At 71.8% G+C, this 25,250-nt stretch carries 27 protein-coding genes; 14 read left to right on the top strand and 13 right to left on the bottom strand.

From position 1 onward, the window contains the following. The first annotated feature begins 58 nt into the window (after window positions 1–58). Window positions 59–649, top strand: coding sequence for a GNAT family N-acetyltransferase (locus tag AB0M18_RS28120; RefSeq protein WP_365762779.1), 591 nt, complete (start codon window positions 59–61; stop codon window positions 647–649). Window positions 650–700: 51 nt separating this feature from the next. Here AB0M18_RS28120 and AB0M18_RS28115 read toward each other — a convergent pair whose 3' ends face one another. Further along, complete coding sequence (locus AB0M18_RS28115) at window positions 701–1,369, bottom strand: hypothetical protein (protein WP_365762777.1); 669 nt, start codon at window positions 1,367–1,369, stop codon at window positions 701–703. Window positions 1,370–1,826: 457 nt separating this feature from the next. On the opposite strand from AB0M18_RS28115, the gene AB0M18_RS28110 reads away from it, so the two are divergent. The 5 genes from AB0M18_RS28110 (at window position 1,827) to AB0M18_RS28090 (ending at window position 6,101) form a co-directional block, all read left to right on the top strand. Then, the gene (locus AB0M18_RS28110) at window positions 1,827–2,054 is read left to right on the top strand and encodes a hypothetical protein (RefSeq protein ID WP_365762775.1); all 228 of its coding nucleotides are present in this window, start codon (window positions 1,827–1,829) and stop codon (window positions 2,052–2,054) included. 20 nt (window positions 2,055–2,074) lie between these two features. Then, window positions 2,075–2,608 (top strand): HNH endonuclease signature motif containing protein, encoded by a 534-nt coding sequence (locus AB0M18_RS28105; protein WP_365762773.1) that lies wholly within the window; start codon window positions 2,075–2,077, stop codon window positions 2,606–2,608. Continuing rightward, on the top strand, window positions 2,605–4,353 hold the full coding sequence (locus AB0M18_RS28100; protein ID WP_365762771.1) for an ATP-binding protein: 1,749 nt from the start codon (window positions 2,605–2,607) through the stop codon (window positions 4,351–4,353). Before AB0M18_RS28105 ends, AB0M18_RS28100 begins: the two co-directional genes overlap by 4 nt. Continuing rightward, window positions 4,334–4,558 carry a helix-turn-helix domain-containing protein gene (locus tag AB0M18_RS28095; RefSeq protein WP_365762769.1) on the top strand — a complete coding sequence of 75 codons (225 nt, stop codon included), beginning with the start codon at window positions 4,334–4,336 and terminating at the stop codon, window positions 4,556–4,558. The genes AB0M18_RS28100 and AB0M18_RS28095 overlap by 20 nt, the downstream gene beginning before the upstream one ends. A 307-nt stretch (window positions 4,559–4,865) precedes the next feature. Beyond that, on the top strand, window positions 4,866–6,101 hold the full coding sequence (locus AB0M18_RS28090; protein ID WP_365762767.1) for a tyrosine-type recombinase/integrase: 1,236 nt from the start codon (window positions 4,866–4,868) through the stop codon (window positions 6,099–6,101). Window positions 6,102–6,179: 78 nt separating this feature from the next. Here the strand turns inward: AB0M18_RS28090 and AB0M18_RS28085 are convergent, their stop codons facing one another. Continuing rightward, window positions 6,180–6,941 (bottom strand): phosphoglyceromutase, encoded by a 762-nt coding sequence (locus tag AB0M18_RS28085; protein WP_365762765.1) that lies wholly within the window; start codon window positions 6,939–6,941, stop codon window positions 6,180–6,182. Window positions 6,942–7,065: 124 nt separating this feature from the next. Between AB0M18_RS28085 and AB0M18_RS28080 the strand changes: the two genes are divergently transcribed. Continuing rightward, window positions 7,066–8,379: an MFS transporter gene (locus tag AB0M18_RS28080; protein ID WP_365762763.1), complete on the top strand. Its 1,314-nt coding sequence runs from the start codon at window positions 7,066–7,068 to the stop codon at window positions 8,377–8,379. Here the strand turns inward: AB0M18_RS28080 and AB0M18_RS28075 are convergent. The 3 genes from AB0M18_RS28075 to mshA all read right to left on the bottom strand — a co-directional run bounded on the left by AB0M18_RS28075 (window position 8,366) and on the right by mshA (window position 12,023). Then, complete coding sequence (locus AB0M18_RS28075) at window positions 8,366–10,021, bottom strand: glycosyl hydrolase family 28-related protein (RefSeq protein WP_365762761.1); 1,656 nt, start codon at window positions 10,019–10,021, stop codon at window positions 8,366–8,368. The genes AB0M18_RS28080 and AB0M18_RS28075 overlap by 14 nt on opposite strands. Window positions 10,022–10,117: 96 nt before the next feature. Then, window positions 10,118–10,636: a YbjN domain-containing protein gene (locus tag AB0M18_RS28070; protein WP_365762759.1), complete on the bottom strand. Its 519-nt coding sequence runs from the start codon at window positions 10,634–10,636 to the stop codon at window positions 10,118–10,120. Next, on the bottom strand, window positions 10,629–12,023 hold the full coding sequence (gene mshA / locus AB0M18_RS28065; protein ID WP_365762757.1) for a D-inositol-3-phosphate glycosyltransferase: 1,395 nt from the start codon (window positions 12,021–12,023) through the stop codon (window positions 10,629–10,631). Before mshA ends, AB0M18_RS28070 begins: the two co-directional genes overlap by 8 nt. A gap of 181 nt (window positions 12,024–12,204) precedes the next feature. On the opposite strand from mshA, the gene AB0M18_RS28060 reads away from it, so the two are divergent. From AB0M18_RS28060 to AB0M18_RS28050, 3 genes are all read left to right on the top strand, one after another. Then, a complete protein-coding gene (locus AB0M18_RS28060) occupies window positions 12,205–13,017 on the top strand; it encodes a class I SAM-dependent methyltransferase (protein ID WP_365762755.1) in 813 nt (270 codons plus the stop codon). 260 nt (window positions 13,018–13,277) lie between these two features. Continuing rightward, the gene (locus AB0M18_RS28055) at window positions 13,278–14,336 is read left to right on the top strand and encodes an NlpC/P60 family protein (protein ID WP_365762753.1); all 1,059 of its coding nucleotides are present in this window, start codon (window positions 13,278–13,280) and stop codon (window positions 14,334–14,336) included. Between the two features lie 234 nt (window positions 14,337–14,570). Next, complete coding sequence (locus AB0M18_RS28050) at window positions 14,571–15,815, top strand: fused response regulator/phosphatase (protein ID WP_365762751.1); 1,245 nt, start codon at window positions 14,571–14,573, stop codon at window positions 15,813–15,815. Between the two features lie 70 nt (window positions 15,816–15,885). Here the strand turns inward: AB0M18_RS28050 and AB0M18_RS28045 are convergent, their stop codons facing one another. From AB0M18_RS28045 to AB0M18_RS28025, 5 genes are all read right to left on the bottom strand, one after another. Next, the gene (locus AB0M18_RS28045; RefSeq protein ID WP_365762930.1) at window positions 15,886–16,221 is read right to left on the bottom strand and encodes a DUF2516 family protein; all 336 of its coding nucleotides are present in this window, start codon (window positions 16,219–16,221) and stop codon (window positions 15,886–15,888) included. A gap of 101 nt (window positions 16,222–16,322) precedes the next feature. Further along, window positions 16,323–16,859, bottom strand: coding sequence for a hypothetical protein (locus AB0M18_RS28040; protein WP_365762749.1), 537 nt, complete (start codon window positions 16,857–16,859; stop codon window positions 16,323–16,325). A gap of 28 nt (window positions 16,860–16,887) precedes the next feature. Continuing rightward, entirely contained in the window at window positions 16,888–17,286 is a 399-nt protein-coding gene (locus AB0M18_RS28035; RefSeq protein WP_265867403.1) for a helix-turn-helix transcriptional regulator, read from the bottom strand. A 22-nt stretch (window positions 17,287–17,308) separates the two neighbouring features. Continuing rightward, window positions 17,309–17,512 carry a hypothetical protein gene (locus tag AB0M18_RS28030; RefSeq protein WP_365762746.1) on the bottom strand — a complete coding sequence of 68 codons (204 nt, stop codon included), beginning with the start codon at window positions 17,510–17,512 and terminating at the stop codon, window positions 17,309–17,311. Window positions 17,513–17,559: 47 nt separating this feature from the next. After that, a complete protein-coding gene (locus tag AB0M18_RS28025) occupies window positions 17,560–19,920 on the bottom strand; it encodes an excinuclease ABC subunit UvrA (protein ID WP_365762745.1) in 2,361 nt (786 codons plus the stop codon). Window positions 19,921–20,133: 213 nt separating this feature from the next. Between AB0M18_RS28025 and AB0M18_RS28020 the strand changes: the two genes are divergently transcribed. Continuing rightward, a complete protein-coding gene (locus tag AB0M18_RS28020; RefSeq protein ID WP_365762928.1) occupies window positions 20,134–20,574 on the top strand; it encodes a helix-turn-helix transcriptional regulator in 441 nt (146 codons plus the stop codon). 10 nt (window positions 20,575–20,584) lie between these two features. Continuing rightward, entirely contained in the window at window positions 20,585–21,004 is a 420-nt protein-coding gene (locus tag AB0M18_RS28015) for a VOC family protein (protein ID WP_365762743.1), read from the top strand. A 9-nt stretch (window positions 21,005–21,013) separates the two neighbouring features. Here AB0M18_RS28015 and AB0M18_RS28010 read toward each other — a convergent pair whose 3' ends face one another. Beyond that, on the bottom strand, window positions 21,014–21,367 hold the full coding sequence (locus tag AB0M18_RS28010; protein WP_365762741.1) for a hypothetical protein: 354 nt from the start codon (window positions 21,365–21,367) through the stop codon (window positions 21,014–21,016). A gap of 121 nt (window positions 21,368–21,488) precedes the next feature. Further along, complete coding sequence (locus tag AB0M18_RS28005; RefSeq protein WP_365762739.1) at window positions 21,489–21,986, bottom strand: HAD domain-containing protein; 498 nt, start codon at window positions 21,984–21,986, stop codon at window positions 21,489–21,491. Window positions 21,987–22,053: 67 nt separating this feature from the next. On the opposite strand from AB0M18_RS28005, the gene AB0M18_RS28000 reads away from it, so the two are divergent. Together AB0M18_RS28000 and AB0M18_RS27995 are read left to right on the top strand one after the other, a co-directional pair. After that, entirely contained in the window at window positions 22,054–22,539 is a 486-nt protein-coding gene (locus AB0M18_RS28000; RefSeq protein WP_365762737.1) for a MarR family winged helix-turn-helix transcriptional regulator, read from the top strand. 122 nt (window positions 22,540–22,661) lie between these two features. Further along, complete coding sequence (locus tag AB0M18_RS27995) at window positions 22,662–24,143, top strand: MFS transporter (RefSeq protein WP_365762735.1); 1,482 nt, start codon at window positions 22,662–22,664, stop codon at window positions 24,141–24,143. 8 nt (window positions 24,144–24,151) lie between these two features. On the opposite strand, the gene AB0M18_RS27990 is transcribed toward AB0M18_RS27995, so the two are convergent. After that, window positions 24,152–25,250 (bottom strand): IS110 family transposase (locus AB0M18_RS27990; protein ID WP_365762733.1); only part of this gene is annotated, 1,099 nt, incomplete at its 5' end.

The raw sequence follows: 25,250 nt of genomic DNA, 5'->3' as shown, positions 1-25,250 counted from the left end.
CTGGCGCCGCCCTCCGTCAATGCCTTGCGCTGTTCGCGGGCGCCGCCAGGATGGGCGTATGTCCGCCGTACCCGCGCTCCTCCGCCGTACCGTCCTCGCCCGGGCGAACGCCCCCGAGGACGTGTCCCCCGCGCTGCGCCGGCAGCTGATCGACTGCTGGATCGCGGTCACCAACGCGGGCGGCGCCGCCGGTTTCCCCTTCCCGCCGGTCGCGGAGGCGGAGGTCGCCCCGGTCGCGGACGCGCTGATCGCGCGCCTCGCGCCGGACGGACACCGCCTGATCACCGCGACGGTCGGCCCGCGGCTCGCCGGCTGGGTGGTGCTCGGTCACGACCCGAACCCGCTGGTCGCGCACTGGGGCTCGGTCCACCATCTGCAGACCCACCCCGACTTCCGCGGCCACGGCCTGGGCACGGCCCTGATGCGCGAGCTGCACCGGGTGGCCCGCGACGAGCTCTCGCTCACCCGTCTCCGCCTCGCCGCCCGCGGCGGCGAGGGCCTGGAGGCCTTCTACGGCTCCCTCGGCTGGACCGAGACCGGCCGCTGGCCCGACGCCCTGCGCCTGGGCCCGGCCCCGGAGGACCTCCGGGACGAGGTCCTCATGGGTCGGGACCTCCGGCCGGCGGCCGACGCCGCGGTCAGCGGCTGAGGAGGACCACCGAGCGCAGCTTCAGGCGGTCCGAGGCCGGGCGGCGTTGCCCTACGGCATGAACACCTGGTCCAGACGGTGGATCGCGCCGTCCTCGCCCACCTCGTAACGGAACACCAGACCGGAGTCCGGGTGCGCGTTCACCCAGTCGATGAGCTCCTGGACACCGATCCGCTGGTTCTCGGTGCTCGTGACGATGGGGTTGGTGGCGGTGACGTACGCCGCCTGGTCGAGCGCCCAGCGGCTGTCCTCGCCGCTGACGACGAACGGCGCGCCGTCGCTGTCCGGGGTGCCGCAGCCCCAGGCCCCGTGCTGGAGGACGAGGTTGACCTTGCCGGTGCTTCCGGGAAGCTCCTCGATGCGGTAAAGGGCGAACTCGTCAGGGTCGTACGCGTCGGGGTTCGGCGCGCTGGTCACGCAGCCGGGCGTCGCCGTACCGCCACCGCTCGCGCTGCCGGAGGTGCTCCCCTTCGCCGACCCCTTCTTGGTGCCCTTGGACGTCTTCTCGGTGCCGGACGTGGAGGAGGGCTTGGAAGCGGGTGCGGCGGTGGGCGCGTCCGTGGTCGGGGCGGGCGCCGGAGCCTTGGTCGGGGTGGTCGAGGTGGTCGGAGCGGCCGGGGCGGGGGCCGCCGCGTGGTCCTTCTGACACCCCGTGAGCGCGGCGGTCAGTGCGACGGCGGCGAGCGCGACGGCGGCGGATCTGAAGCGCGTGACGTTCATTCCGGGACTCCCCCTCTTCTACGGCGGCCATCCGAAGCCGCATCCCGGTCCGGAACGTAGCAACGCACCACCCACAGGCGCGAGATCCGGCCACGCTCTGTCGCACACCCGGGACATTCCCGTCACGCGACCCGAACGCCCGGATCCCACCCATCCCAGGCGCCACAGGAGCATCGCCCACAAACGAAGAGCCCCCGCCCCGCCGGACACCGGCAGGTCGGGGGCTCTTTCGCGAGTAAGAACTACTTCTTGCCCTGGGTCTGGAGGGCCCGTTTTTCACCCCTGGTCAGGGGGCTACGCGCCCCAAGTGACCTGCAGCCGAGCAGTCGTTGTTGGTCGCTGGTGGTCGTCGCCGGTCACCCTCGGAGGGCCCAGAGAGGGCCCAGCTCGGGGCGAGCCGGGCCGCCGCCCGTACGCCCGTGCCTGCTATGCCCTGGCCCGAATCCTGGGGACGACGGTGTGGGACCTGTGGCCCGCGCTGCGTCCGCAGGAGACGCGGCAGGCGCCCGCCGTGGTGCCGATGCCGCCGGTGCTGCTGGCCGCCGCGCGGGACGCGCTGAGCCGGGTCGAGAACCTCGACCTCGGCAGCGCGAGCCCGACCGCGATGGCCATGCACCTCGGCTCCCTGTCGGCCGCCCTGCGCACGGTGCTCGACCTGGTCGACGTCTCCGGGGTGAACGCGTGAGCCTGCACGCCCGCCCCCAGATGAACACCGCCCGCCGGCGCGCCCGCAAAGCACAGCTCGCCGCCCGTGACGGCTGGCGGTGCACCTACTGCTGGCGCCGCTTCCGCCACCTGCGGGAAGCGACGATGGACCACGTCGTGCCGATCTCGCTCTACCGGACCTGGTCGGCGAACTCGCTCGTACTCGCCTGCGAGCCGTGCAACAAGGCCAAGGCCGACCGGCTGTTCCTATCGATCGCGCTGCTCCTGGTCTGGTCGACCGACCTTACGTTCACGGGTGTTCGATCGACCCCTGAACAGCCCGGAGAGGCGTTCACGGCACCCGACCGATCCACCCCCGACGACCCGATCCAGCTCGGGCCCGACCAGGTCGACTGGTTGATGCTCGCCCGGCTCGTTCAGGACCGTTCACAGGCCGAGCAGTTGGGATCCGACCAGCGCGAACGCGCCCGACCGGTCGACCGCCGCGTACGGGTCGGTCGAATCGAGCACGCTCGCCGATCGGCCCGGATGAACGCCTGTGAGCAGTCGACCGATCGAGGGGTGAGCGCGTGAACACGACCAGCCAGGCCATGAACGGCACCACCCGACCGATCCACCCCAACCAGTCGACGGCGAGCACCGACCCGGCGTCCATGAACACCGGATCGGCCACCGTGAACAAGCGCCCGCCGGCCGCCGACGACGGGGGCAAGAAGCCGTCGGCCGCCGTGCGGCTGGTCCAGCTCGCGAAGGAGCGGTACCGGTTCGTCGTCTCGGCCGACGGACGGCCGTACGCGGTGGCGATCGACGGCCCGAACATCGCTCTCCCGCTGCGTGGCCGCTCCGGGGTCCGTCAGAGGCTCGCCCGGCTGTACGCGGAGACGTACGAGGGGGACGTGGCCTCCCAGTCCGCTCTCGCGGACGCCATGACCGTGCTGGAGGGCATCGCGGAGGACGACGACCCCGTCCCGGTCCACCTGCGGGTGGGTCAGGATGACCTCGGCACGATCGTGGTCGACCTTGGCACCGCCGACGGGCGCGCCGTGGCCGTGTCGGCCGGCGGCTGGCACGTGGTCGACCGCTCGCCGCTGCTGTTCCGCCGATCCGGCGCCATGGCTCCCATGCCCGCACCGGTCCTGGAGGGCGACGGGCTGTCCATGCTGCACAGCCTGCTGAACATGGATGAGTCCGCGTTCCGCCAGCTCGTGGCGTGGCTGATCGCCGCGTGGATGCCGAACATCCCTCACCCGGTGCTGACGTTCAAGGGCGAGCAGGGGACGGGGAAGTCCGCGACCGCGCAGATGGCCGTCAACCTGGTCGACCCGACCCCCGCGGCGAAGCGCTCCGCACCGAGGGACATCAAGTCCTGGGGCACACAGGCCCACAGCTCGTGGGCACTCTGTCTGGACAACATCTCCGCCATCCCCGGATGGCTGTCCGACACCCTGTGCAAGGCCGTCACCGGCGACGCCATCGTGGACCGGGCCCTGTACACGGACGACGACGTGGTGGTCCTCACCTTCCGCCGTGTCCTCGCGATGACCACGATCGACGCCGGGGCGCTGGCCGGTGACCTGGCCGAGCGGCTGCTGATGCTGGAGCTCCAGTTGATCGCCCCTGGGCGGCGCCGCACCGAGGAGGAGTTGGCGACCGCGTTCGAGACGGTACGCCCGGCCGTCCTCGGCTCGCTCTTCGACCTCTTGGCCACGGTCCTGGCGGTGCTGCCGAACGTGAAGCTCGACTCGATGCCGCGCATGGCGGACTTCTCCCGCGTCCTCGCGGCCGTCGACCAGGTCATGGACTGGCACACCCTGGACGACTACCTTGCCGCGTCCGCAAACGTCGCCGGAGACGCGTTGGAGGGCGACCCGTTCGGCTCCGCCGTCGTCGCCCTGGTCGACCAGTGCGGCACCTGGACCGGCACCGCCGCCCAACTCCTCGAACAGGTCCAACCCCCGGGCGGCATGCGCCCACCGTCGTGGCCCAAGGACGCCACCCGCGCCGGCGGGAAGGTCAAGCGGATCGCCCCGCTCCTGCGGACCGTCGGCATCACCGTGGACGACACGCAACGTAGCCGGGACCGGCACCGCCACAAGCTCTTGGTGCTTACTCGGACCGCTCTTCCTGACGAGTCAGCGTCCGCACTAGCGTCCGCAGCCCTCAATCCATCTGACCTGGGACAACGGGCCGGTGCGGACGCTGGGACGCTGCGGACGCTGAAATACACCAACTCTCTAGGACGGCCACCGGCACCACTCCCACCTTCCGTGCACCGGACACGAGGAGTCACCGAATCCCATGGCCAGCAAGCCGCTTGAGACCCTGCGCGCCGGGCTCCCGGACCGCTATCTCATCCCCGAGGACATCGCCGCGATGTTCTCCGTCCCCATCGAAACCGTCTACCGCTGGCGCAAGCAGCGCACCGGCCCGCCCGGCTTCCGCGTCGGCCGCCACGTCCGCTACGCCCCCGCCGCCGTCCACGCCTGGGTTCAGCAGCAGGAAGCCCACGACCTCGACGCGTAACGGCCCTGCGGCTGTCGCCCGGGATTCGAACCCGGGGTTCCGCAGCCGGGCGAACCGGCGTACGGAGTCCTCGGCCGCTAGACGACGACAACCGCGCGCAGCGTATCCGGTCAGGGAGGCAGGGAGAACTCCCTGACCGCCTCCCTGACCCGCCTCCCTCGCCCTGACCAGGGCAACACCCCGCCAGGGAGGCAGGGAGGCACCCTCCCGAACCCCCTCAGAACCCCTCCGTAGTCGCCTCCACGGCACCCCCTTGCCTCCCTCCCTGAGGGCAGGCACACCACCCACCCGAGAGGACCCAGCCCACATGGCCGGCAGCATCCAAGACCGTTGGTTCAAGACCGAGACCGACGCCAACGGCAGGATCATCCGCACCAAGACCGCCCGCCACGGCAGCGGCCTGCGCTACCGGGCCCGCTACTTCGCGCCCGACGGAAAGCGGAAGTCCAAGTCCTTCGCCGACGGGCAGAAGCGCCTCGCCGAGCAGTGGCTCAGCAGCATCAGCGCGGACGTGGCCCGGGGCCAGTACATCGACCCGAGCGCGGCACGGACGACCTTCCAGGAGTTCGCGGAGAGGTGGCTGGCGAGCCAGAGCGGCGACCCGAACACCAAGGCGTCGATGCAGTCCCAGCTCAAGCTCCACGCCTTCCCGCGGATCGGGTCCCGCCCGTTGGGCTCGTTCCAGCCGAGCCACATCCGCGAGTTCGTGACGCAGCTCGAAGCTTCCGGCATGTCCGGCTCGTACGCCCGCGTCATCTTCTCCAACGTGCGAGCCATCCTGAGCGCGGCCGTCGAGGACGGCTGCCTGCCCCGGAACCCCTGCAACTCGCGCACGGTGACGCTCCCGGAGATGGGCGCGCGGCGCGTGGTCCCCTGGTTGCCGGAACGAGTCTTCGCCATGCGCGCCGCCCTGGTCGAGCGGTTCCAGCCCATGGTGGACGTAGGCGCCGGATGCGGTCTCCGGCAGGGCGAGATCCTCGGGCTGTCCGTCGAAGAGCTGGACTTCGACAACGGCACGCTGCACGTCGTGCAGCAGCTCAAGCTGAGTCTGAGTCAGCCGGTGTTCGCCCCGCCGAAGGGCGGCAAGCTGCGGGACGTGCCCCTGCCCGACCCCGTGGCGGACGCGCTCAAGGCCCACATGAAGCTCTTCCCGCCGGTGGAGATCACGCTGCCCTGGATGCGCGCCGGCGGTCCACCGGTGACCAAGCGTCTGCTCTTCACCGGCCCGCTGGGCGGGCACGTCTGGCGCACGTCCCTGAACGAGGACCACTGGAAGCCGGCGCTGGCCAAGGTCGGCGTCATCCCCACCGCGAAGAGTCGGGAGCACGCCGCCGCGCGGGAGCACGGGATGCACGCACTGAGGCACTTCTATGCCTCGGTGCTGCTGGACGCCGGAGAGAGCATCAAGGCCGTCAGCGAGTACCTGGGACACTCGGACCCGGGGCTCACGCTGAAGGTGTACGCGCACCTGATGCCGAGCAGCCGGGACCGTGCACGGCAGGCACTCGGCAGGGCCCTGAGGCCTGACGATTCCCCGCGCTGAGGGCCCAGGGTGGGCCCAGAGAGCGAAAATGCCCCTGATCTGCGCCGTGAGCGCAGGTCAGGGGCATGATCACTATCCCTACTTCTTCTTGCCCTGGTTCTTCACGGCCTCGATGGCCGCGGCCGCCGCGTCCGGGTCCAGGTACGTGCCGCCCGGCTTCAGCGGCTTGAAGTTCTCGTCCAGCTCGTAGGCCAGCGGGATGCCCGTGGGGATGTTGAGGCCCGCGATGTCGGCGTCCGAGATGCCGTCGAGGTGCTTGACCAGGGCGCGCAGGCTGTTGCCGTGGGCGGCGATCAGGACCGTGCGGCCGGCGAGGAGGTCGGGGACGATGCCGTCGTACCAGTACGGGAGCATGCGCTCCACGACGTCCTTCAGGCACTCGGTCTGCGGACGCAGCTCCGGCGGGATCGACGCGTAGCGGGCGTCGTCGGCCTGGGAGAACTCGGCGTCGTCGGCGAGGGCCGGCGGCGGGGTGTCGTAGGAGCGGCGCCAGAGCATGAACTGCTCCTCGCCGAACTCCGCGAGGGTCTGCGCCTTGTCCTTGCCCTGCAGCGCACCGTAGTGGCGCTCGTTCAGGCGCCACGAGCGGTGGACCGGGATCCAGTGGCGGTCGGCGGACTCGAGGGCGAGCTGCGCCGTGCGGATGGCGCGCTTCTGCAGCGAGGTGTGCAGCACGTCGGGCAGCAGGCCGGCGTCCTTCAGCAGCTCACCGCCGCGGACCGCCTCCTTCTCGCCCTTCTCGGTGAGGTTGACGTCCACCCAGCCGGTGAACAGGTTCTTCGCGTTCCATTCGCTCTCGCCGTGGCGGAGGAGGATCAGCTTGTACGGTGCGTCGGCCATGTGTCCGAGCCTAGACGACGCCCGTCGATTGACGCGCACCGTCAATTCACTGGCGTCCGGCCTATGAGATTCGTAAGTTACGAGGGCTGCAAGCGGGACTTACTCACAGGGGGCCGGGCCACACATGTCCATCGATTCGCTCAGACGATCAGCGCGCGCCACCGTCTCGGGACTGCCGGGCGGGTTCTGGTGGCTCTGGCTGTCGACCCTCGTCAACCGGACCGGCGCCTTCGTCCTCACCTTCCTCTCCCTCTACCTCACCCAGGAGCTCGGGCTCTCCGCCTGGTTCGCCGGACTCGTCGTCGCCCTGCACGGCCTCGGCGGCGTCGCCGGCTCCCCGCTCGGCGGCATGCTCACCGACCGCTGGGGCCGCCGCCCCACCATGGTCACGATGCACCTCGCGGCCGCCTCCTGCGCCGTGCTGCTCGCGCTGGTCACCAGCGCCTGGGGCATCGCCCTCGTCGTCCTCCTCATGGGCGTCGCCATGCAGGGCGTCCGGCCGTCCATCAATGCCGCCATCGCCGACATGGTCCCGGCCCACGAGGTGCGCCGCGCCTACGCGCTCAACTACTGGGCGCTCAACCTCGGCTTCGCCATCGCCGCCATCGGTGGCGGCGCCGCGATCGTCCTCGGCTACCGCACCCTCTTCCTCGTCGACGCCGCAGCGACCGCGCTCTGCGCCCTGATCGTCTTCCTCCGCCTGCCGGAGACCCGGCCCGCCGCCGCACTCGACGCGACCACCGGCGAGGCCGTCGCCGAGGAGAAGGTCAGCGTCCTCACCGTGCTGCGCGACGCGCCCTTCCGCACCCTGGTGGCCCTCAACCTGCTCGTCTGCCTGGTCTTCACCGCGCCCTGGATCGGTCTGCCGCTCACCATGACCGGCGAGGGCCTGAAGCCCTCGGCGTACGGCGCGGTCATCGCCGTCAACGGCATCGTCATCGTCGGCTTCCAGCTGCTCGTCAACAAGGTCACCGACAAGCGCTCGCCGGTGCTCCTCCTGTCCGTCTCCTCCCTCCTCTTCGCCCTCGGCACCGGCGCAACCGCCCTGGCCGGCAGCTCCGTCGCCTTCGCCGCGACCGTCGTCGTCTGGACCATCGGCGAGATGATCCACGTCCCGACGAACGCCGCCGCCACCGCCCGCCTCGCGCCCGAGCACGCCCGCGGCCGCTACCAGGGCGTGATGGGCATGTCCTGGGCGGTGGCCGGTTTCGTCGCCCCGATCCTGGCCGGCTGGATCGTGGACGGGCCCGGCCCGGACGTGCTGTGGATCTCCTGCGCCGTGATCGGCGCCGTCGCCGCCCTCGGCTACCAGACCCGGCTGCGGACGGCCCTCGCCGACGCCGAGGAGGACGAGGTCCACGAGGCGGCGCCCGCGCCGACCGCCAAGCCCTCCAAGGCCTCCAAGCCCTCCGCCGAGGAGAGGGTCAGCTCCTCCTGAACCGCCTCTGCGCCTCGTACAGGTTCCGGGGGCGTACGGCGCCGGGCGCGCCGTACGCCTCCAGGCGCGCGTGCAGCTCGCCCGCGAAGTCGGGCACGTCGATCTGGTCGAACTCCCGCACCTCGCTGATGCCGACGGTCGCGCTGTACGGGGCGATCCCGTCCAGCTTCACGAGCCCCGCCCGGCCGTTGGTCACCGTGACGTTCCAGTGGGCGAACCGGGCGCCGTAGAGCGGCCCGGCGGAGGCGTCGCCGCCGTGCCGGCCGTCGTTCTCGACGGTGATCTCGGTGCGCACGTTGGCGAAGGGCATGCCCCGGTGGGTGTCGAAGGTGCCCGTCCCCATCACCCCGCGCGACCACACGTTGTGGCTGGACAGGCCCTCGACGTTGATGCCGTGCAGCTGGGTTCCGGGCGCGGCGGGGACGCTGCGGGCGCCGATCCGGAAGTCCTCGACGAGGTTGTCGTGCGCGCCCTCGCGGCAGAAGTACGGGTGGTGGGCGCCGCGCCCCTCGACGGCGGTGCGGCGCAGGGTGCAGGCGGAGGCGGCGACGAGCCCGAAGCCGTTGTCGACGTGGCGGACGACCACGTCCTCGGCCCAGCAGTCGTACGCGCACTGGAAGGTGACGCCGTTGAAGCCCTTGTCGAGGAGGTGCGGGGACTGCGGGATGAGCGGCGCCTCCAGGGTCAGGCCGGTGACCCCTGAGCCGGTGAGCGGGGTGATCCCGGAGATGAGCCGGGGGTCCCACTCGGGGCGGACGTCGAGCGGCAGCGGGCGTTCCAGGTGCACCCGGTGGCCCTCGACCCGGGTGATCCGTACGGGCCACTCGTAAGGGACGTAGCTCGTCAGCTTGGTCTTGTCGTCCCAGGTGTACGCCTCGGGGCCGGGGCCGCCGCCCGCCATGTGCTCCAGGAGGGTGTGCCCGGGGTCGTCGGCGAGCCGGAGGATCACGAACCGCCCGCGGCGCAGCGCGGCCGGGTCGTCGACGGTGACGGTGCGGTCGCCGCGCCGGGCGGGGCGTACGGGGGTCAGCGTGGTCCACTCGTCGCGCCGGTTGCCGGTCCAGCCCTCGAAGGGCCAGGCCTTCTCCCGTATCGCGGCGAGGAGGGCGGTGTGCCGGGCCCGGGGCGAGAGCCAGATCAGGCCGCCGGCCCAGGACCAGGCGGACTTGGTGCCGCCGTAGCGGGACCCGTAGGGGCCGAGGAGTTCGGTGAGGCTGCGGGTGGCCCTCAGGGTCGTACGGCCGGAGCCGGCGCCGCGCAGCACCACGCCGCTGTCGCCGATGTGCACGTAGCCGTCGATCCGGTACGTCCCCGGCGGCACGAGCACGCTGCCGCCGCCCCGCTCGCCCGCCGCCGCGAGGGCGCGGTCGAAGGCGGGGGTGGAGTCGGTGGAGCCGTCGGGGGTGGCCCCGTAGGCGAGGACGTTCGCGACGACGGGCGGGCGCGGGAGGCGGGCGGCGCCGCCGTGGGCGCCTGCGGAGCCCACGTAGGGGATCTGGGGGTGGGTGTAGGGGGCGTCGAGGTACTCCTCCCAGAGGGAGGAGCGGGCGGTGGTCGTGAATCCCGTGGTGGTCCCGACCGCCGCGGCCACCCCGATCGCGCCGCCCATGAAATTCCGTCTGCTGAGCCTGCCGAGTGCCATGAACCTGAGCCCTTCACGTATATGAATGGTGTTCAGATCTGCGATGGCGGTGAGCATGGCAGGGCGAAGCCCTTACGGGAAGGGGGCGAGAAGGGGTCAGTTCGCCGGCTTCTGGGTCAGGTTCTTGAACGCGTCGAGGTTGCGGGTCGACTCCCCGCGCGACACCCGCCACGCGTACTCGCGGCGGATCGCCGACGCGAAGCCCAGCTCCAGGAGCGTGTTGAAGTCGCCGTCCGCCGCCTCCAGGACGGACCCGAGGAGCCGGTCCAGCTCCTCCGGGGTGACGGCCGCGAGCGGGAGCTTGCCGGCGAGGTAGATGTCGCCGAGCGGATCGATCGCGTAACTCACCCCGTACAGGCGCAGATTGCGTTCGAGCAGCCAGCGGTGCACGCCGGCCTCGTTCTCGTCGGGGTGCCGGATGACGAAGGCGTTGAGCGAGAGGGAGTGGCGCCCCACGCGCAGCGACAGCGTCGTGAACAGCTTGCGCGTGCCCGGCAGCTTGACGACGTAGGAGCCCGGTTCGGTGGACTCCCACTCCAGTTCCGCGTCCTTGAAGGTGTCCTCGACGATCCGCCGGACGTCCCCCGCCCCCACTGCCTCCGCTGCCTCAGCCATGGTGCGAGCGTACGCGACGCCGGTGCTCGCGCAGTTCGCGCAGCTCGCGCAGCCCGTGGTCGTGGCGCGCCCGGTGGTCGTGCATGGCGGCCGTGTACACGTCCGCCGTCGCCGAGGCCGCCGTGTCCCAGCCGAAGGAACCGGCGTGCCGCGCCGCCGCCGCGCCCATCCGGTCGGCCAGCCGCGGCTCGGCCACGAACCGCTCCAGGGCGCGGGCGTAGTCCGCCGGGTCGTGCCCCTGCACGAGGAAACCGGTCGTGTCGTCCCGTACGGCCACGGGCAGACCGCCCACCGCCGCCGCGACGACCGGGGTGCCGGCCGCCTGGGCCTCGATGGCGACCAGGCCGAAGGACTCGCTGTACGAGGGCACGACGAGCACGCTCGCGGCGCGGAACCAATCGGCGAGCCGGTCCTGCCCGACCGGCGGATGGAAGCGCACGACATCGGATATGCCGAGCTTGGCGGCGAGCTTCTGCAGCCCCTCCGGCTTGGCGAGGCCGCTGCCGCTGGGGCCGCCGACCACCGGCACGACCATCCGGGAGCGGAGGGAGGGGTCGCGGTCGACGAGGATCGCGGCGGCGCGAAGGAGTATGTCGGGGGCCTTGAGGGGCTGTATGCGGCCCGCGAAGGCGGGGATGAAGGCGTCCTGCGGCAGCCCGAGCCGGGCGCGGGCGGCGGCGCGGCCGTCGGCGGGGCGGAAGTGGTCCAGGTTGACCCCGGGGTGCACCACGGCGATCTTGGCCGGATCGGCGTCGTAGAAGCGGGAGAGCTCGTCGGCCTCCTCGGCCGTGTTGGCGATGAGCCGGTCGGCGGCCTCGACGATCTGCGTCTCGCCGATCACCCGGGCGACGGGCTCGGGGGTGTCGCCCTCCGCGAGCGCCGCGTTCTTGACCTTGGCCATGGTGTGCATGGTGTGGACGAGCGGGACGCCCCAGCGCTCGGCGGCGAGCCAGCCGACGTGGCCGGAGAGCCAGTAGTGCGAGTGCACCAGGTCGTAGTGCCCGGAGCGGTGTCCCGCCCAGGCCTGCATGACGCCGTGCGTGAAGGCGCACAGCTGCGCCGGCAGCTCCTCCTTCGCCAGGCCCTCGTACGGACCGGCGTCCACGTGCCGTACGAGCACGCCGGGCGCGAGCTCGACGACGGGCGCGAGGCCGCCGGTGGTGGCGCGGGTGAAGATCTCCACCTCGACGTTGATCGCGGCGAGCCGCTTGGCCAGCTCCACGATGTAGACGTTCATGCCGCCCGCGTCGCCGGTCCCCGGCTGGTGCAGCGGCGAGGTGTGCACACTGAGCATGGCCACCCGGCGCGGCCCGCGGTGCCGGCCGGGAAGCCGGAGCCGGGACTGCGTCGCCAGGGTGCCGGCGAACCGGGACACGTACTGGCTCACGTCGGCGGTCCTTCCACTGTGGTTCCGCTGTCGGGCATGGCTGAGGGAGGGTGCGGAACACCCACCGGCCTCCAGAACACCGGAATGCCCGCATTCATTTCCGTCCGGGGCCTCGCTTTGCCAATTCATTACGGCGGGCGAGGGGCGCTTCACACCCCTCACGCTCGCTTACGCTCGTGGCATGGCCCGCCGCACCACCAGTACCGCCGTCGTCCGACCCGTCGGGACGGTGACGCGTGGGACCACGAATCCGAACCGCCTGCGGCGCCAGGACCGGTGGATCGCGGCCGTGCACGGCCCGGCGCTGCGACGCTCGGAGGCGGCGCCGGTCGCCGTGGACCTCGGGTACGGGGCGGCGCCGTGGACCGCGGTGGAGCTGCTCGGGCGGCTGCGGACGGCCGATCCGCGGGCACTGGTCGTCGGGGTCGAGATCGAGCCGGCCCGGGTGGCGGCGGCGCGGCCGTACGAGCGGGAGGGGCTGACCTTCCGGCACGGCGGCTTCGAGGTGCCCGTGCCCGGCGAGGTCTCGCTGATCCGGGCCGCGAACGTGCTGCGGCAGTACGACGAGGAGCAGGTCGCCGCCGTCTGGGAGCGCCTGTGCGGTCGGCTCGCGCCGGACGGGCTGCTCGTGGAGGGCACCTGCGACGAGATCGGGCGCCGGCACGTCTGGGTCGCGCTCGACCGCTCCGGCCCGCGCACGGTGACCTTCGCGACCCGCCTCGGCTCGCTCGACCGCCCCTCCGACCTGGCCGAGCGGCTGCCCAAGGCGCTCATCCACCGGAACGTGCCCGGCGAGCCCGTGCACGCCTTCCTCCGCGACTTCGACCGCGCCTGGGCCGCCGCGGCGCCCTTCGCCTCGCTCGGCGCCCGGCAGCGCTGGATCCGCTCCGTCCGCGCGCTCGCGGCGGACTGGCCGCTCACCGACGGGCCCCGGCGCTGGCGCCAGGGCGAGGTGAGCGTGCGCTGGGACGCGCTGGCGCCCCGTAAGGGCTGAGTGTCCCGTACGGGATGAGCGCCCCGTAAGGGCTGAGTGTCCCGTACGGGATGAATGAACTCCCCCTGAATTTCCCCGGACTGGGGAACGCGCCCCGCGCGGCGCTCGTCCACCGTGGGGGGAGGTGACCCGACAGGCCCGGCTTTCCCCTGTTGCTTTCGGGTTCGGCATGGCACTATCGCCAAGGTCACCAGCAAGTTACTGACGGTAAATCAGATATCAGCACCACAGAGAGATCTCGGTGTCCTGAGGGGGAGCCAGTGAACCGACGCCGCCACGCCATCGCCACGCTCACCGTGGTCTGCGCCCTGACGGTGCTTGCCTCACCCGTGCTCACGCTCCAGGCCGCCGCGGCCCCGCTCCCGCCCGGGCCGCCCGCGCAGCCGAAGAAGACCCTCGAAGAGGTCCGCAAGGAGATCGACGGGCTCTACCGTCAGGCGGCCGCCGCCACCGACGCGTACAACCTGGCCGAGGAGAAGGCCCAGGAGCAGTCCGACGAGATCGTGAAGCTCGCCCAGCAGATCGTGGCCGGCCGGGAGAAGATCGACGACCTCAAGGCCCGCGCCGGCGCCGCGGCCCGCGCGCAGTACCGCAACGGCGGACTGCCGGACGGCGCGCAGTTCGTCCTCACCAACGACCCGCAGCTCTTCCTCGACAACGCCGGGCGCCTCAAGGAGGGCCACAAGGCCACCAAGGACCTGCTCGCCGAGATGACGAACACCCAGGCCCTGCTGACCGCCTACGCCAAGGACGCCAGCCTCAACTGGACGAAGCTGGAGGCCAACCGGGTCAAGCAGGCCAAGGCGAAGAAGGAGATCAACGACAAGATCGAGGCGGCGAAGACGCTGGAGTCCCAGCTCGCCGCCGAGGAGCGGGCCCGGCTGCTGCGCCTGGAGGAGCAGGAGCACTACCGGGCACAGACCGCCTGGATCAATTCCGGCGTCCTCAAAGGTCTCAGCGAGGAGGCCACCCCGGAGGGCAGGCGGGCGGTGGAGTTCGCGACGGCGCAGATCGGCAAGCCGTACGTCTGGGGCGCCGAGGGCCCCCGCTCGTACGACTGCTCCGGCCTCACCCAGTCCGCCTGGGCGGCGGCCGGCCGCCCGATCCCGCGCACCTCGCAGGAGCAGTGGCGGCTGCTGCCACACGTGGACATCAAGGACATGCGCCCCGGCGACCTGATCGTCTACTACAAGGACGCCAGCCACATCGGGATGTACGTGGGCAACGGCGCCATCGTGCACGCGCCGCGCCCCGGCCGGAACGTGACGATCGCGGGCGCCGGCTCGATGGAGATCCTGGGCGTGGTGCGCCCGGCCTAGGCCGGCCGTGTCTTCCGGATCCTGCCGGGGTCGGTCCTCCCCGACGTGACGTTTCTCATCGCTCGGAACGCCGCCCCGTACGCCGTCACGGCCTCCGGGCGGCGACTACCTCCCCATCCGTGGCATATGCCATACCGCCGTGCCGGTTCACTCGGTGATCGCCATTCCGCTGCGCCCCGCCGTACCGCTATGGTCGGTGCCGGCCCTCGGGGGGAGGGAAGGAAACCCAGACCGATGCCCGTACCCGTACCGCGCCAGAGAATCGATTCTCCCGCGGCACCCGTGACGCCCGGCACCGCCCACGACCTCACGCTCCTGGTCGTCGAGGACGACCCGGCCGGCGCCCTCGCCGTACCCGAGCTGCTCGACGCGGCCGGCACCCGGGTCCGTATCCGCACCGCCCGTAACCTCACCGAGGCCGAGCGGCTGCTCACCGACGACGTGCACTGCGTCCTCGTCGACCTCGCCCTGCCCTCCCCCCGCGGGGCCGAGGACGACCTGCTCGCACCGCTGCGGCACATCCTGCGGCTCGCGCCGCGGCACGCCGTGCTCGCGCTCGCGGCGTCGGCGGACGCGGAGCTCGCGGCCGAGGCGGTACGGGTCGGGGCGCAGGACCACCTCTTCAAGGAGGAGCTGGACGGACGGGTGCTGAGCCGCGCCATCCGCTACGCGGTCGAGCGCAAGCGCAACGACGTCGTGAAGATCAAGCTGGCCGAGTCGCGGCTGCGCGCCCAGGAGAACGCCCGGCTGGAGCGCGGGCTGCTGCCCACGCCGCTCCTGGAGGGCTCCGACCTGCGGTTCGCGGCGCGCTACCGGCCCGGCCGGTCCCGGGCGCTGCTCGGCGGCGACTTCTACGACACCGTGCGCACCCCGGACGGCACCGTGCACGCGATGATCGGCGACGTCTGCGGCCACGGCCCGGACGAGGCGGCGCTCGGCGTGGAGCTGCGGATCGCCTGGCGCGCGCTGACCTTCGCGGGACTGTGCGGGGACGAGCTGCTCTCCACGCTCCAGCAGGTGCTCGAGCACGAGCGGGCGAGCGACGAGATCTTCGCGACGCTGTGCACGGTCGACATCTCGGCCGACGGCCGCCGCGCCGGGCTGTGCCTGGCGGGCCACCCCTCGCCGCTGATCGCCCGGCACGGGCGGGCGGCGGAGCTGCTGCCGTACGAGGACGGGGGCCCGGCCCTGGGTCTGCTGCCGCGCGCCCGCTGGCCGCGCCGGCAGGTGGAGCTGGGCGGTTCCTGGAGCCTGCTGATGTACACCGACGGCCTGATCGAGGGCCGCTCGGCGGGCCCGGACTCGCCGCGGCTCGGTCAGGACGGCATGGTCGAGATGATCAACCGGCAGCTGGCGGAGGGGCTGCGCGGCGAAGAGCTGCTCGACGCGGCGGTGACGGAGGTGCGCTCGCTGAACGGCGGGGAGCTGACGGACGACGTCGCGGTGCTCGTCCTGGAACGGGACAAGGCCCGGGCGTGACGCCCGGACCTTGATCGCACTCTCTTCTACGTTCTTTCGTTCTTACGCTCTTACGGCCGTCGGCTACCGGCTACCGGCCGCCGTTGTACGGGCCGTACGGGCCGTCGCTGCTGGAACCGCCGCGGCGGCCGCCACCGGAGATCTGGCGGATGGCCGGCCGCACGTCGACCATGAAGACAATGGCGGCGATGAGCCCGGCGATCTGCAGGAACAGCATCGGCAGCAGCAGATTGAGGATCAGGTTGATGCCGAGCAGGATCAGCCAGAACTTCTTGGTCTGCTTGTCCGCCGCGCGGTACGCGTCCTCGCGCGCCGTGGCGGCGAAGGCGAACGCGACGACGGCGAAGCCGGTGAAGACCAGGAAGGTCACCAGGGAGAGGATCGAGTCGAAGCCGTTCGCCAACATGCTGAGCACCGCCTAGGTGTGTGGGTGGAGCGCCTCGCGGCCAAGGTACCCGGTACAACGCTCCGGACACCGGGTTTGGTGCCCGGACCGCCCGCCCGGCGCTACTCGGCGGTCTCGGCGGCCGCGGCCTTCTTGGCCGGCGCCTTGCGGGTGCTGGTCTTGCGGGCGGGAGCCGCCTTCTTGGCCTCGGGCTCGGCCTGGGGCTCCTCGGCCTTGGCCTCGGCGGCCGGCTCGGGGTCGGGCTCGACGACGACGGCGATCTCGGTGATCTCCTCGGCGACCTCGCCGCGCCAGGCCTTCACGGTCTCCTCGCCGTGCGCGGCGAGCTCCTCGTACTTCTCGCGCGCCTTGACCGCGTACTCGGCGGCGACGCCGACCCCGCGCAGCGCCAGGTCCTGGGCCTGCTCGCCGAGCTTCTTCAGGTCGGTGTCCAGACCGCCGACGAACTCGGCGAACTTCGCCTGCGCCTTCTCCTGCACCGCCTTCGTGTCCGTGTTGCGCACGGCCTCGATGCGGGCGGGCGCGTCGGCGGCGAGCTGCTCGATCAACCCGGGCACCTTCTTGGCCTGCTGCGCGGCGAGGTCGGCGGCGCCGGCGGCGAAGTAGAGGGGGGTACGGAGTTCGTCGATGATGGCCATGGTCGTGGTCCTCCCGGAGGTTCAGGTACTACGTGTCGGTGGGCTGCGCCTGCTGGTCTGCCTGCTGCGCCTGCTGCTGCTCGGCGGCGTTCTCCTTGCGGAAGGAGTCGTAGATCTGGAGCAGCACCTGCTTCTGCCGCTCGTTGATCGAGGGATCGGCCAGGATGACGGCCCGCGTCTCCAGCTCGTCCCGCTCCTGCTCGTCGAGGATCCCGGCGCGCACGTACAGCGTCTCGGCGGAGATCCGCAGCGCCTTGGCGACCTGCTGCAGCACCTCGGCACTGGGCTTGCGCAGCCCCCGCTCGATCTGACTCAGATACGGATTCGACACCCCCGCCGCCTCGGCGAGCTGCCGCAGTGACAACTGCGCGGTGCGCCGCTGCTCACGGAGGTACTCACCGAGATTGCCGACGTTGAGTGAAGCCATGCTCCGACCATGCCAGCTGCCGCTAACTATTGCAAGCACCTGCTTGCAATAGTTGCCCGTACACGTACATGTCCCGCCGCTCCGCGCCCACCTGCCGCCAGCCGCGCAGCAGGCCCTCGCGGCGGAATCCGGCCTGTTCGGCGGTGCGGAGGGGGAGGTCGGTGAGGCGCCAGGGGCGGAGGGTGAGGCCGGACGGGGTCGGGAGGACGGGGACGGCGAGGGGCATCCGCCGATCCTGCCCGAGCCCCGCACCGTCCGCGCCGGGGGCGGCGCTCACGCTCCCACGTAGTCCGCCAGGTGGCGGCCCGTGAGGGTGGAGCGGGCGGCGACCAGGTCGGACGGGGTGCCCTCGAAGACGATGCGGCCGCCGTCGTGGCCGGCGCCGGGACCGAGGTCGATGATCCAGTCGGCGTGGGCCATGACCGCCTGGTGGTGCTCGACGACGATGACGGACTTGCCGGAGTCGACGAGGCGGTCGAGCAGGCCGAGGAGCTGCTCGACGTCGGCGAGGTGGAGACCGGCGGTGGGCTCGTCGAGGACGTACACGCCGCCCTTGTCGCCCATGTGCGTGGCCAGCTTGAGGCGCTGACGCTCGCCGCCCGACAGGGTGGTCAGCGGCTGACCCGCCGTCAGATAACCGAGGCCGACGTCCACCAGCCGCTCCAGGACGCGGTGCGCGGCCGGGGTGCGGGCCTCGCCCGCGCCGAAGAACTCCTCCGCCTCCGCCACCGACATCTCCAGGACCTCGGCGATGTTCCGCCCGCCGAAGCGGTATTCGAGCACCGAGGCCTGGAACCGCTTCCCCTCGCACTCCTCGCAGACGGTCGCGACCCCGGCCATCATCGCCAGGTCGGTGTAGATCACCCCGGCGCCGTTGCAGGTGGGACAGGCGCCCTCCGAGTTCGCGCTGAACAGCGCCGGCTTCACCCCGTTGGCCTTGGCGAAGGCCTTGCGGATCGGCTCGAGGAGACCGGTGTACGTGGCGGGGTTGCTGCGCCGCGAGCCCCGGATGGCGCCCTGGTCGACCGAGACGACGCCCGCGCCCGCCGGGATCGACCCGTGCACCAGGGAGCTCTTGCCTGACCCGGCGACGCCGGTGACGACGGCGAGCACCCCGAGCGGCACGTCGACGTCGACGTCCTGGAGGTTGTTGGCGTGGGCGCCGCGGATCTCCAGGGTGCCGGTGGGCGTGCGCACCGAGTCCTTGATCTTGGCACGGTCCCCGAAGTGCCGGCCGGTGACCGTGCCGCTCTTCCGCAGCCCCGCCACGGTGCCCTCGAAGCAGACGCTGCCGCCCGCCGAACCCGCGCCCGGGCCGAGGTCCACGACGTGGTCGGCGACGACGATCGTCTCCGGCTTGTGCTCCACCACCAGGACCGTGTTGCCCTTGTCGCGCAGCCGCAGCAGCAGGTCGTTCATGCGCTGGATGTCGTGCGGGTGCAGACCGGTGGTCGGCTCGTCGAAGACGTACGTGACATCGGTGAGGGAGGAGCCGAGGTGCCGGATCATCTTGACCCGCTGCGCCTCGCCGCCGGACAGCGTGCCCGAGGGCCGGTCGAGCGCCAGATAGCCGAGGCCGATCTCCACGAACGAGTCCAGGGTCTGCTGGAGGGTGGCGAGCAGCGGCGCGACGGAGGGCTCGTCGATGCTGCGCACCCACTCCGCGAGGTCGCTGATCTGCATCGCGCAGGCGTCGGCGATGCTCACCTTGCCGATCTTCGAGGAGCGGGCCCCCTCGTTGAGCCGGGTGCCGTCGCAGTCCGGGCAGGTGGTGAAGGTGACGGCGCGCTCCACGAAGGCGCGGACGTGCGGCTGGAGGGAGTCGACGTCCTTCGACAGCATCGACTTCTGCAGCTTGGGGATCAGGCCCTCGTAGGTGAGGTTGATGCCCTCGACCTTGATCTTGGTGGGCTCGCGGTGAAGCAGGTCGGCCAGCTCGCGCTTGGTGTAGCGGCGGATCGGCTTGTCCATGTCGAAGTAGCCGCTGCCGCTGAAGATCCGCCCGTACCAGCCGTCCATCGTGTAGCCGGGGATGGTGAGCGCGCCCTCCGCGAGGGACTTCGAGTCGTCGTACAGCGCGGTGAGGTCGATGTCGGAGACCGTGCCGCGGCCCTCGCAGCGCGCGCACATGCCGCCGGTGACGGTGAAGGTGCGCTTCTCCTTGACCGTCCGGCCGCCCTTCTCGACGGTCACCGCGCCGGCGCCGCTGATCGAGGCGACGTTGAAGGAGAAGGCCTTCGGGCCGCCGATGTGCGGCTCGCCGAGCCGGCTGAAGAGGATCCGCAGCATCGCGTTGGCATCGGTGGCGGTGCCGACGGTGGAGCGCGGGTTGCCGCCCATCCGCTGCTGGTCGACGGTGATCGCCGTGGTCAGACCGTCGAGGACGTCGACCTCGGGGCGGGCGAGGGACGGCATGAAGCCCTGCACGAAGGCGCTGTACGTCTCGTTGATCAGCCGCTGCGACTCGGCGGCGATCGTGTCGAAGACCAGGGAGCTCTTGCCCGAGCCCGAGACGCCCGTGAACACCGTGAGGCGGCGCTTGGGGATCTCGATGCTGACGTCCTTCAGGTTGTTCTCGCGCGCGCCGTGCACGCGGATCAGATCGTGGCTGTCGGCGGCGTGCGGCTTGGTCATCGTCTCTCCCTGCGGCCCCGTGTCATGTCCTGGGAGCCAGGCTAGGCGCGGGCCCGCCGCCGTGCTTCTCGATTCCTGCCCACCTGTGGAAAACCTGATCGCCCCTTGATGCCCTGTGGACAACCGGGGGGCCGGGCGGGGCCTCGTGCCATCCTGGAGGTTGTGACGCCACCCACCCTCGACGACCTGGTCAGACTGCGGCGGGCCCGGGACATGATGGACCGCGACTACGCGGAGCCGCTGGACGTCCCGGCCCTGGCACGGGCCGCCCTGATGTCGGCGGGGCACTTCCAGCGCAGCTTCCGCGCCGCGTACGGGGAGACGCCGTACAGCTATCTCATGACCCGCCGGGTCGAGCGGGCGAAGGCCCTGCTGCGGCGCGGCGACCTGAGCGTGACGGAGGTCTGCTTCGCGGTGGGCTGTACGTCGCTGGGGTCGTTCAGCACGCGGTTCACGGAGCTGGTCGGGGAGAGCCCGAGCGCGTACCGGGCGCGGAACCACGACGCGGGCGAGCCGATCCCGGCGTGCGTGGCGAAGTTCCTGACCCGCCCGACCCGGGCGCCCCGCGCCAAGCCGGTAGCGAAGGAACCGGTCACGGAGCCTGTCGCGGAACCGGTCAGGAACGGAGAAGCGGAAAGCCCGGCACCCTCGTAGCGTCGACGGCATGAACAACACCATCAATCTCGCCCAGTGCTTCATCGCCGTCGACGACCACGACAAGGCGCTCACCTTCTACCGCGACGCCCTCGGTCTGGAGGTGCGCAACGACGTCGCCTTCGAGGGCATGCGGTGGGTGACCGTCGGCTCCCCCACCCAGCCGGACGTCGAGATCGTCCTGGAACCGCCGCTGGCCGACCCGAACGCCCCCGCCGCCGACCGCCAGGCCGCGGCCGAACTCCTCGCCAAGGGCATGCTGCGCGGCGTCATCTTCCGCACCGACGACGTCGACGCCACCTTCGAACGCGTCCGCGCGGCGGGCGGCGAGGTCCTCCAGGAGCCCATGGACCAGCCGTACGGCGTCCGCGACTGCGCCTTCCGCGACCCGGCGGGCAACATGCTCCGCTTCAACCAGCCGCGCGCCTAGGGCGTGTCCTCAGCCGGCCGAGACGGTGGCCCAGAGTGCGAGCCCGAGGAAGATCGGGAGGGCCGCCGCCCCGGCGGCGAGGAAACGGCGCGGCACGGTCAGCCGCCTCACGGCGGGCGTGCAGGCGACGACCGCCGGCACTGCCACGGCGGGGAGCCCGAACAGCACGCCGCGCACCAGCAGTTCGCCGGCGGATTCGCCGCCGAGGAGCAGCAGGAACGCCAGCAGGGCGAGCCAGTGGAGTACCAGCACCACAACCGCCCACACCACGCCCGCCGCGACCGCGACCGCCGTGTCCCGCCCCCGCGCCCCCGGCGCCGCCCGGCCCGGCCCGTACAGCCGTGTGGAGGTCTGGGGGTTCATGGGCGGGCTCCTTGGGCCGGGGGGGCGGGGCGGGTTCCCCAGGACGTTCCCATCCTGTCCTCGCCCCCGTGCCGGCTCCTGAGCACCTGCGCTCATCTTCCCGGCGCCCGCGTACTCAGCCTCAGCCGTGCCGCGCCAGCCACTCCCGCACCGCCGTGAAGTCCGCCTCCGTGAGGCCCGTGTGAGAGGCGACGCGGTGGAGGAGGGTGGGGGCGGGGTGGTGGGTGTGGGTCCAGGTGCGGTCGGTGGGGGTGATCTCGTCGTCGAGCCAGACGTACGGGCGCCCCGCCGCCCACGCCGCGAGCGGGCGGGTCTTCCAGTGCAGCCCGCCGCCGGCCTCGGTCTCGTCCTCGTCCTCGTCCCCGTCCGGCCAGTCGACGACCGGCAGCGGCGGCAGTCCGAGGCGCGGGGCCAGGACCTCGTTGGCCTCGGAGGTCCAGGTGGTCGCCCAGACCAGCTCGCCGCCGAGGGCCGCGAGCCGGAGTCCGTGGGCCGGGTCGACACGGCCGAGCAGGGGGTGGGCGTCCGGCGCGGGGTTCGGGGCGAAGGTCGGGTGCGGAGCGGGGCCGCCGAAGGGGATCAGGGGGCCGTCCACGTCGAGGAAGATCAGGGGCCGCATGGCTCCACCCTGCCACCGTCCGCCCGCCGATCGTCCGCAACGGAACGTTCCTCGTTACCCTGGCCGCATGACTGCCATGGCGCCCACCCGGACCGAGCCCGACCTGTCCTATCTCCTCGACCACACCAGCCACGTGCTGCGCACGCAGATGGCCGCCCGGCTCGCCGAGATCGGGCTGACCGCCCGGATGCACTGCGTCCTGGTGCACGCCCTCGAGGAGGAGCGGACGCAGGCGCAGCTCGCCGAGCTCGGGGACATGGACAAGACGACGATGGTGGTCACCGTCGACGCGCTGGAGAAGGCCGGTCTCGCGGAGCGGCGGCCGTCCAGCAGCGACCGGCGGGCGCGGATCATCGCCGTCACCGAGGAGGGGGCGAAGGTCGCCGCGCGGAGCCGGCGGATCGTCGACGAGGTGCACCAGGGTGCGCTGGGCTCACTGCCGGACGACGAGCGCGCGGCCCTGCTCAGCGCGCTGAACCGGCTGGTCACCGGGCATCTCGAAACCCCGGCCGAGGGCCCGTACACCGCCCGCCGGGCACGGCAGAAGGCCTGACCGCGATTCGCCCCACAGACCATCGATAGACCATCGATAGACCATCGATCCGAGATAGATGGTCTGCAACAAAACTATCTGCTAGCGTCCTGCCTGTCGCCTCACCCGACAGGAGAACCGCCATGCGCACATCCCGCCACCGCACCTCCTCCCCATGGACCGCCCTCGGCGTCCTCGCCACCGCCCTCCTCATGACCGTCCTCGACGGCAGCATCGTCACCGTGGCCATGCCGGCCATCCAGGCCGACCTCGGCTTCAGCCCGGCCGGGCTCAGCTGGGTCGTGAACGCCTACCTCATCGCCTTCGGCGCCCTCCTCCTGCTCGCCGGGCGCCTCGGCGACCTCCTCGGCCGCAAGCGGATGTTCCTCGCCGGGACCGGCGTCTTCACCGCCGCCTCGCTGCTCGCCGGCGTCGCCGCCTCCCCCGCCGTCCTGATCGCCGCCCGATTCCTGCAGGGCGTGGGCAGCGCGATGGCCTCCGCCGTCAGTCTCGGCATCCTCGTCACGCTCTTCACCGAACCCCGCGAACGCGCCAAGGCCATCGCCGTGTTCAGCTTCACCGGCGCCGCCGGCGCCTCCATCGGACAGGTCGCGGGCGGACTGCTCACCGACGCCCTGTCCTGGAACTGGATCTTCTTCATCAACCTCCCCATCGGCATCGCCGCCCTGCTGCTCGCCCTCCCCGCGCTCCCCGCCGACCGCCCGGCCGAGGCAAGGGGCGGCGCGGACGTGATCGGCGCCCTGCTGGTCACCTCCGGACTCACCGCCGGCATCTACGCCGTCGTCACCATCGGGGAGTACGGGGCCGGTTCGGCCCACACGCTCGGTCTCGGCGCGCTCGCGCTCGCCCTCCTCGCCGGCTTCCTGGTCCGCCAGGCGACCGCCGCGCGGCCCCTGATGCCGCTGCGGATCCTGCGCTCACCGGCCGTCGCCGGGGCCAATCTGGTGCAGATGCTGATGGTGGCCGCGCTGTTCTCCTTCCAGATCCTGGTCGCGCTCTACCTGCAGAAGGTGCTGGGTTACGGCGCCGCCGAGACCGGCCTCGCGATGCTGCCCGCAGCGGTCGTGATCGGCGCGGTCTCCCTCGGCCTCTCGGCCCGGCTGATCGCCCGCTTCGGCGAGCGGAACGTGCTGCTCACCGGCCTCGTCCTGCTCGTCGGTGTGCTCGGTCTGCTCGCCCGGGTGCCGGTCCGCGCCTCCTACGCCGTCGACCTGCTGCCGGTGATGCTGCTCGCCGCCGGGTTCGGCCTCGCGCTGCCCGCGCTCACCGGGCTCGCCATGTCGGGCGCCCGGGAGGAGGACGCGGGCCTCGCCTCCGGCCTCTTCAACACCACCCAGCAGATCGGCATGGCCCTCGGCGTCGCCGTCCTGTCCACCCTGGCCGCCTCCCGCACCGAATCCCTCGCCGCAGCCGGCCGGCCCACCGCCGAGGCCCTGACCGGCGGCTATCACCTCGCCTTCGCCGTCGGCGCCGGACTGCTCGTCGCCGCCGTCGCGGTCGCCTTCGCCCTCCTCCGCAAGCCGCAGGCGACGCCCGGGCCGGAACCGGAGGCAGAGCCACAGCAGCCCACCGCCCGGCCTCACCGCGCGCACCTCACCTCCTAATGATGTTGTCAAGCTGCAGTGGTGACGGGGAGGTTGCTTTGGTAGCACTGTCCGTCACGGATGAGAGCCCACAGGACGTTCACGCGGCGACGGGCCAGGGCGAGCACGGCCTGAGTGTGCCGCTTGCCTTCGGCGCGCTTTCGTTCGTAGAAGCGGCGCGACTGGTCGCAACTGCGGATGCTGATCAGCGCGGAGGTATAGAAGACGCGTTGCAGGCCTCGGTGGTAACGACGGGGACGGTGCAGGTTGCCGCTGACGTTGCCGGAGTCGCGAGGGACCGGGGCGACGCCGGCGAGGCTGGCCAGGCGGTCGGCGGTGCCGTAGCGGCTCATGTCCCCGGCGGTGGCGGCCAGGAACTCGGCCCCCAACAGCGGGCCAATTCCTGGCAGGCTCTCGATCACTTCGGCAAGTTCGTGCTCGCGAAACCGGGCCCCAAAGAGCTTGTCGATCTCGGCGATCCGTTCGTTGAGGCTCATCACCTCCTTGGCCAGGGTGTGGATCACTTGTGCGGTGATCTTCTCCCCGGGGACGGCGGTGTGCTGGCGCTCGGCCGCCTCCAGGGCGGCTGTGGCGAGGGCTTCGGCGCCGCGGACGTGGCGGTTGTGCAGCCACGTCTCCAGCCGCCTCCGGCCCGTGCGGCGCAGGGCGGCCGGGGTCTGGTAGCCGGTCAGCAAGATCAGTGGTCCAGTGTTGCCGAGGTCGAGTACCCGCTCCAAGGCCGGAAAGATGCTGGTGAGCTGGCCGCGCAGGCGGTTGATCCGGCGAGTGCGGTCGGCGGTCAGGTCGGTCCTTCGGTTGGTGAGGACACGCAGCTCGATGGCATGCTCACTGTCCGGCCGCAGGACTGTCAGGTCCCGGCGCATCCTGGCCTGGTCGGCGATGACGATGGCGTCCTTGGCGTCGGTCTTGCCCATGCCTCGGTAGCCGGCCGAGGCTCGGTTGACCGCCAGGCCAGGTATGTAGACGAGGTGCTGGCCGTGGTTGAGCAGCACGCTGATCCACAGTCCGGCCATGCCGTCGGCGACATCGACCGCCCAGACCACGTCTTCGCCAAGGGCCAGCACGTCCGCGAGCAGGGCCAGCAGTTCCGGCTCGTCGTTCAGCACA

Origin of the sequence: Streptomyces sp. NPDC051909 (genome assembly GCF_040681095.1) — a bacterium.
In the GTDB taxonomy this organism is placed as follows: Bacteria; Actinomycetota; Actinomycetes; order Streptomycetales; family Streptomycetaceae; genus Streptomyces.
This window is presented reverse-complemented; position numbering and strand designations above follow the sequence as displayed.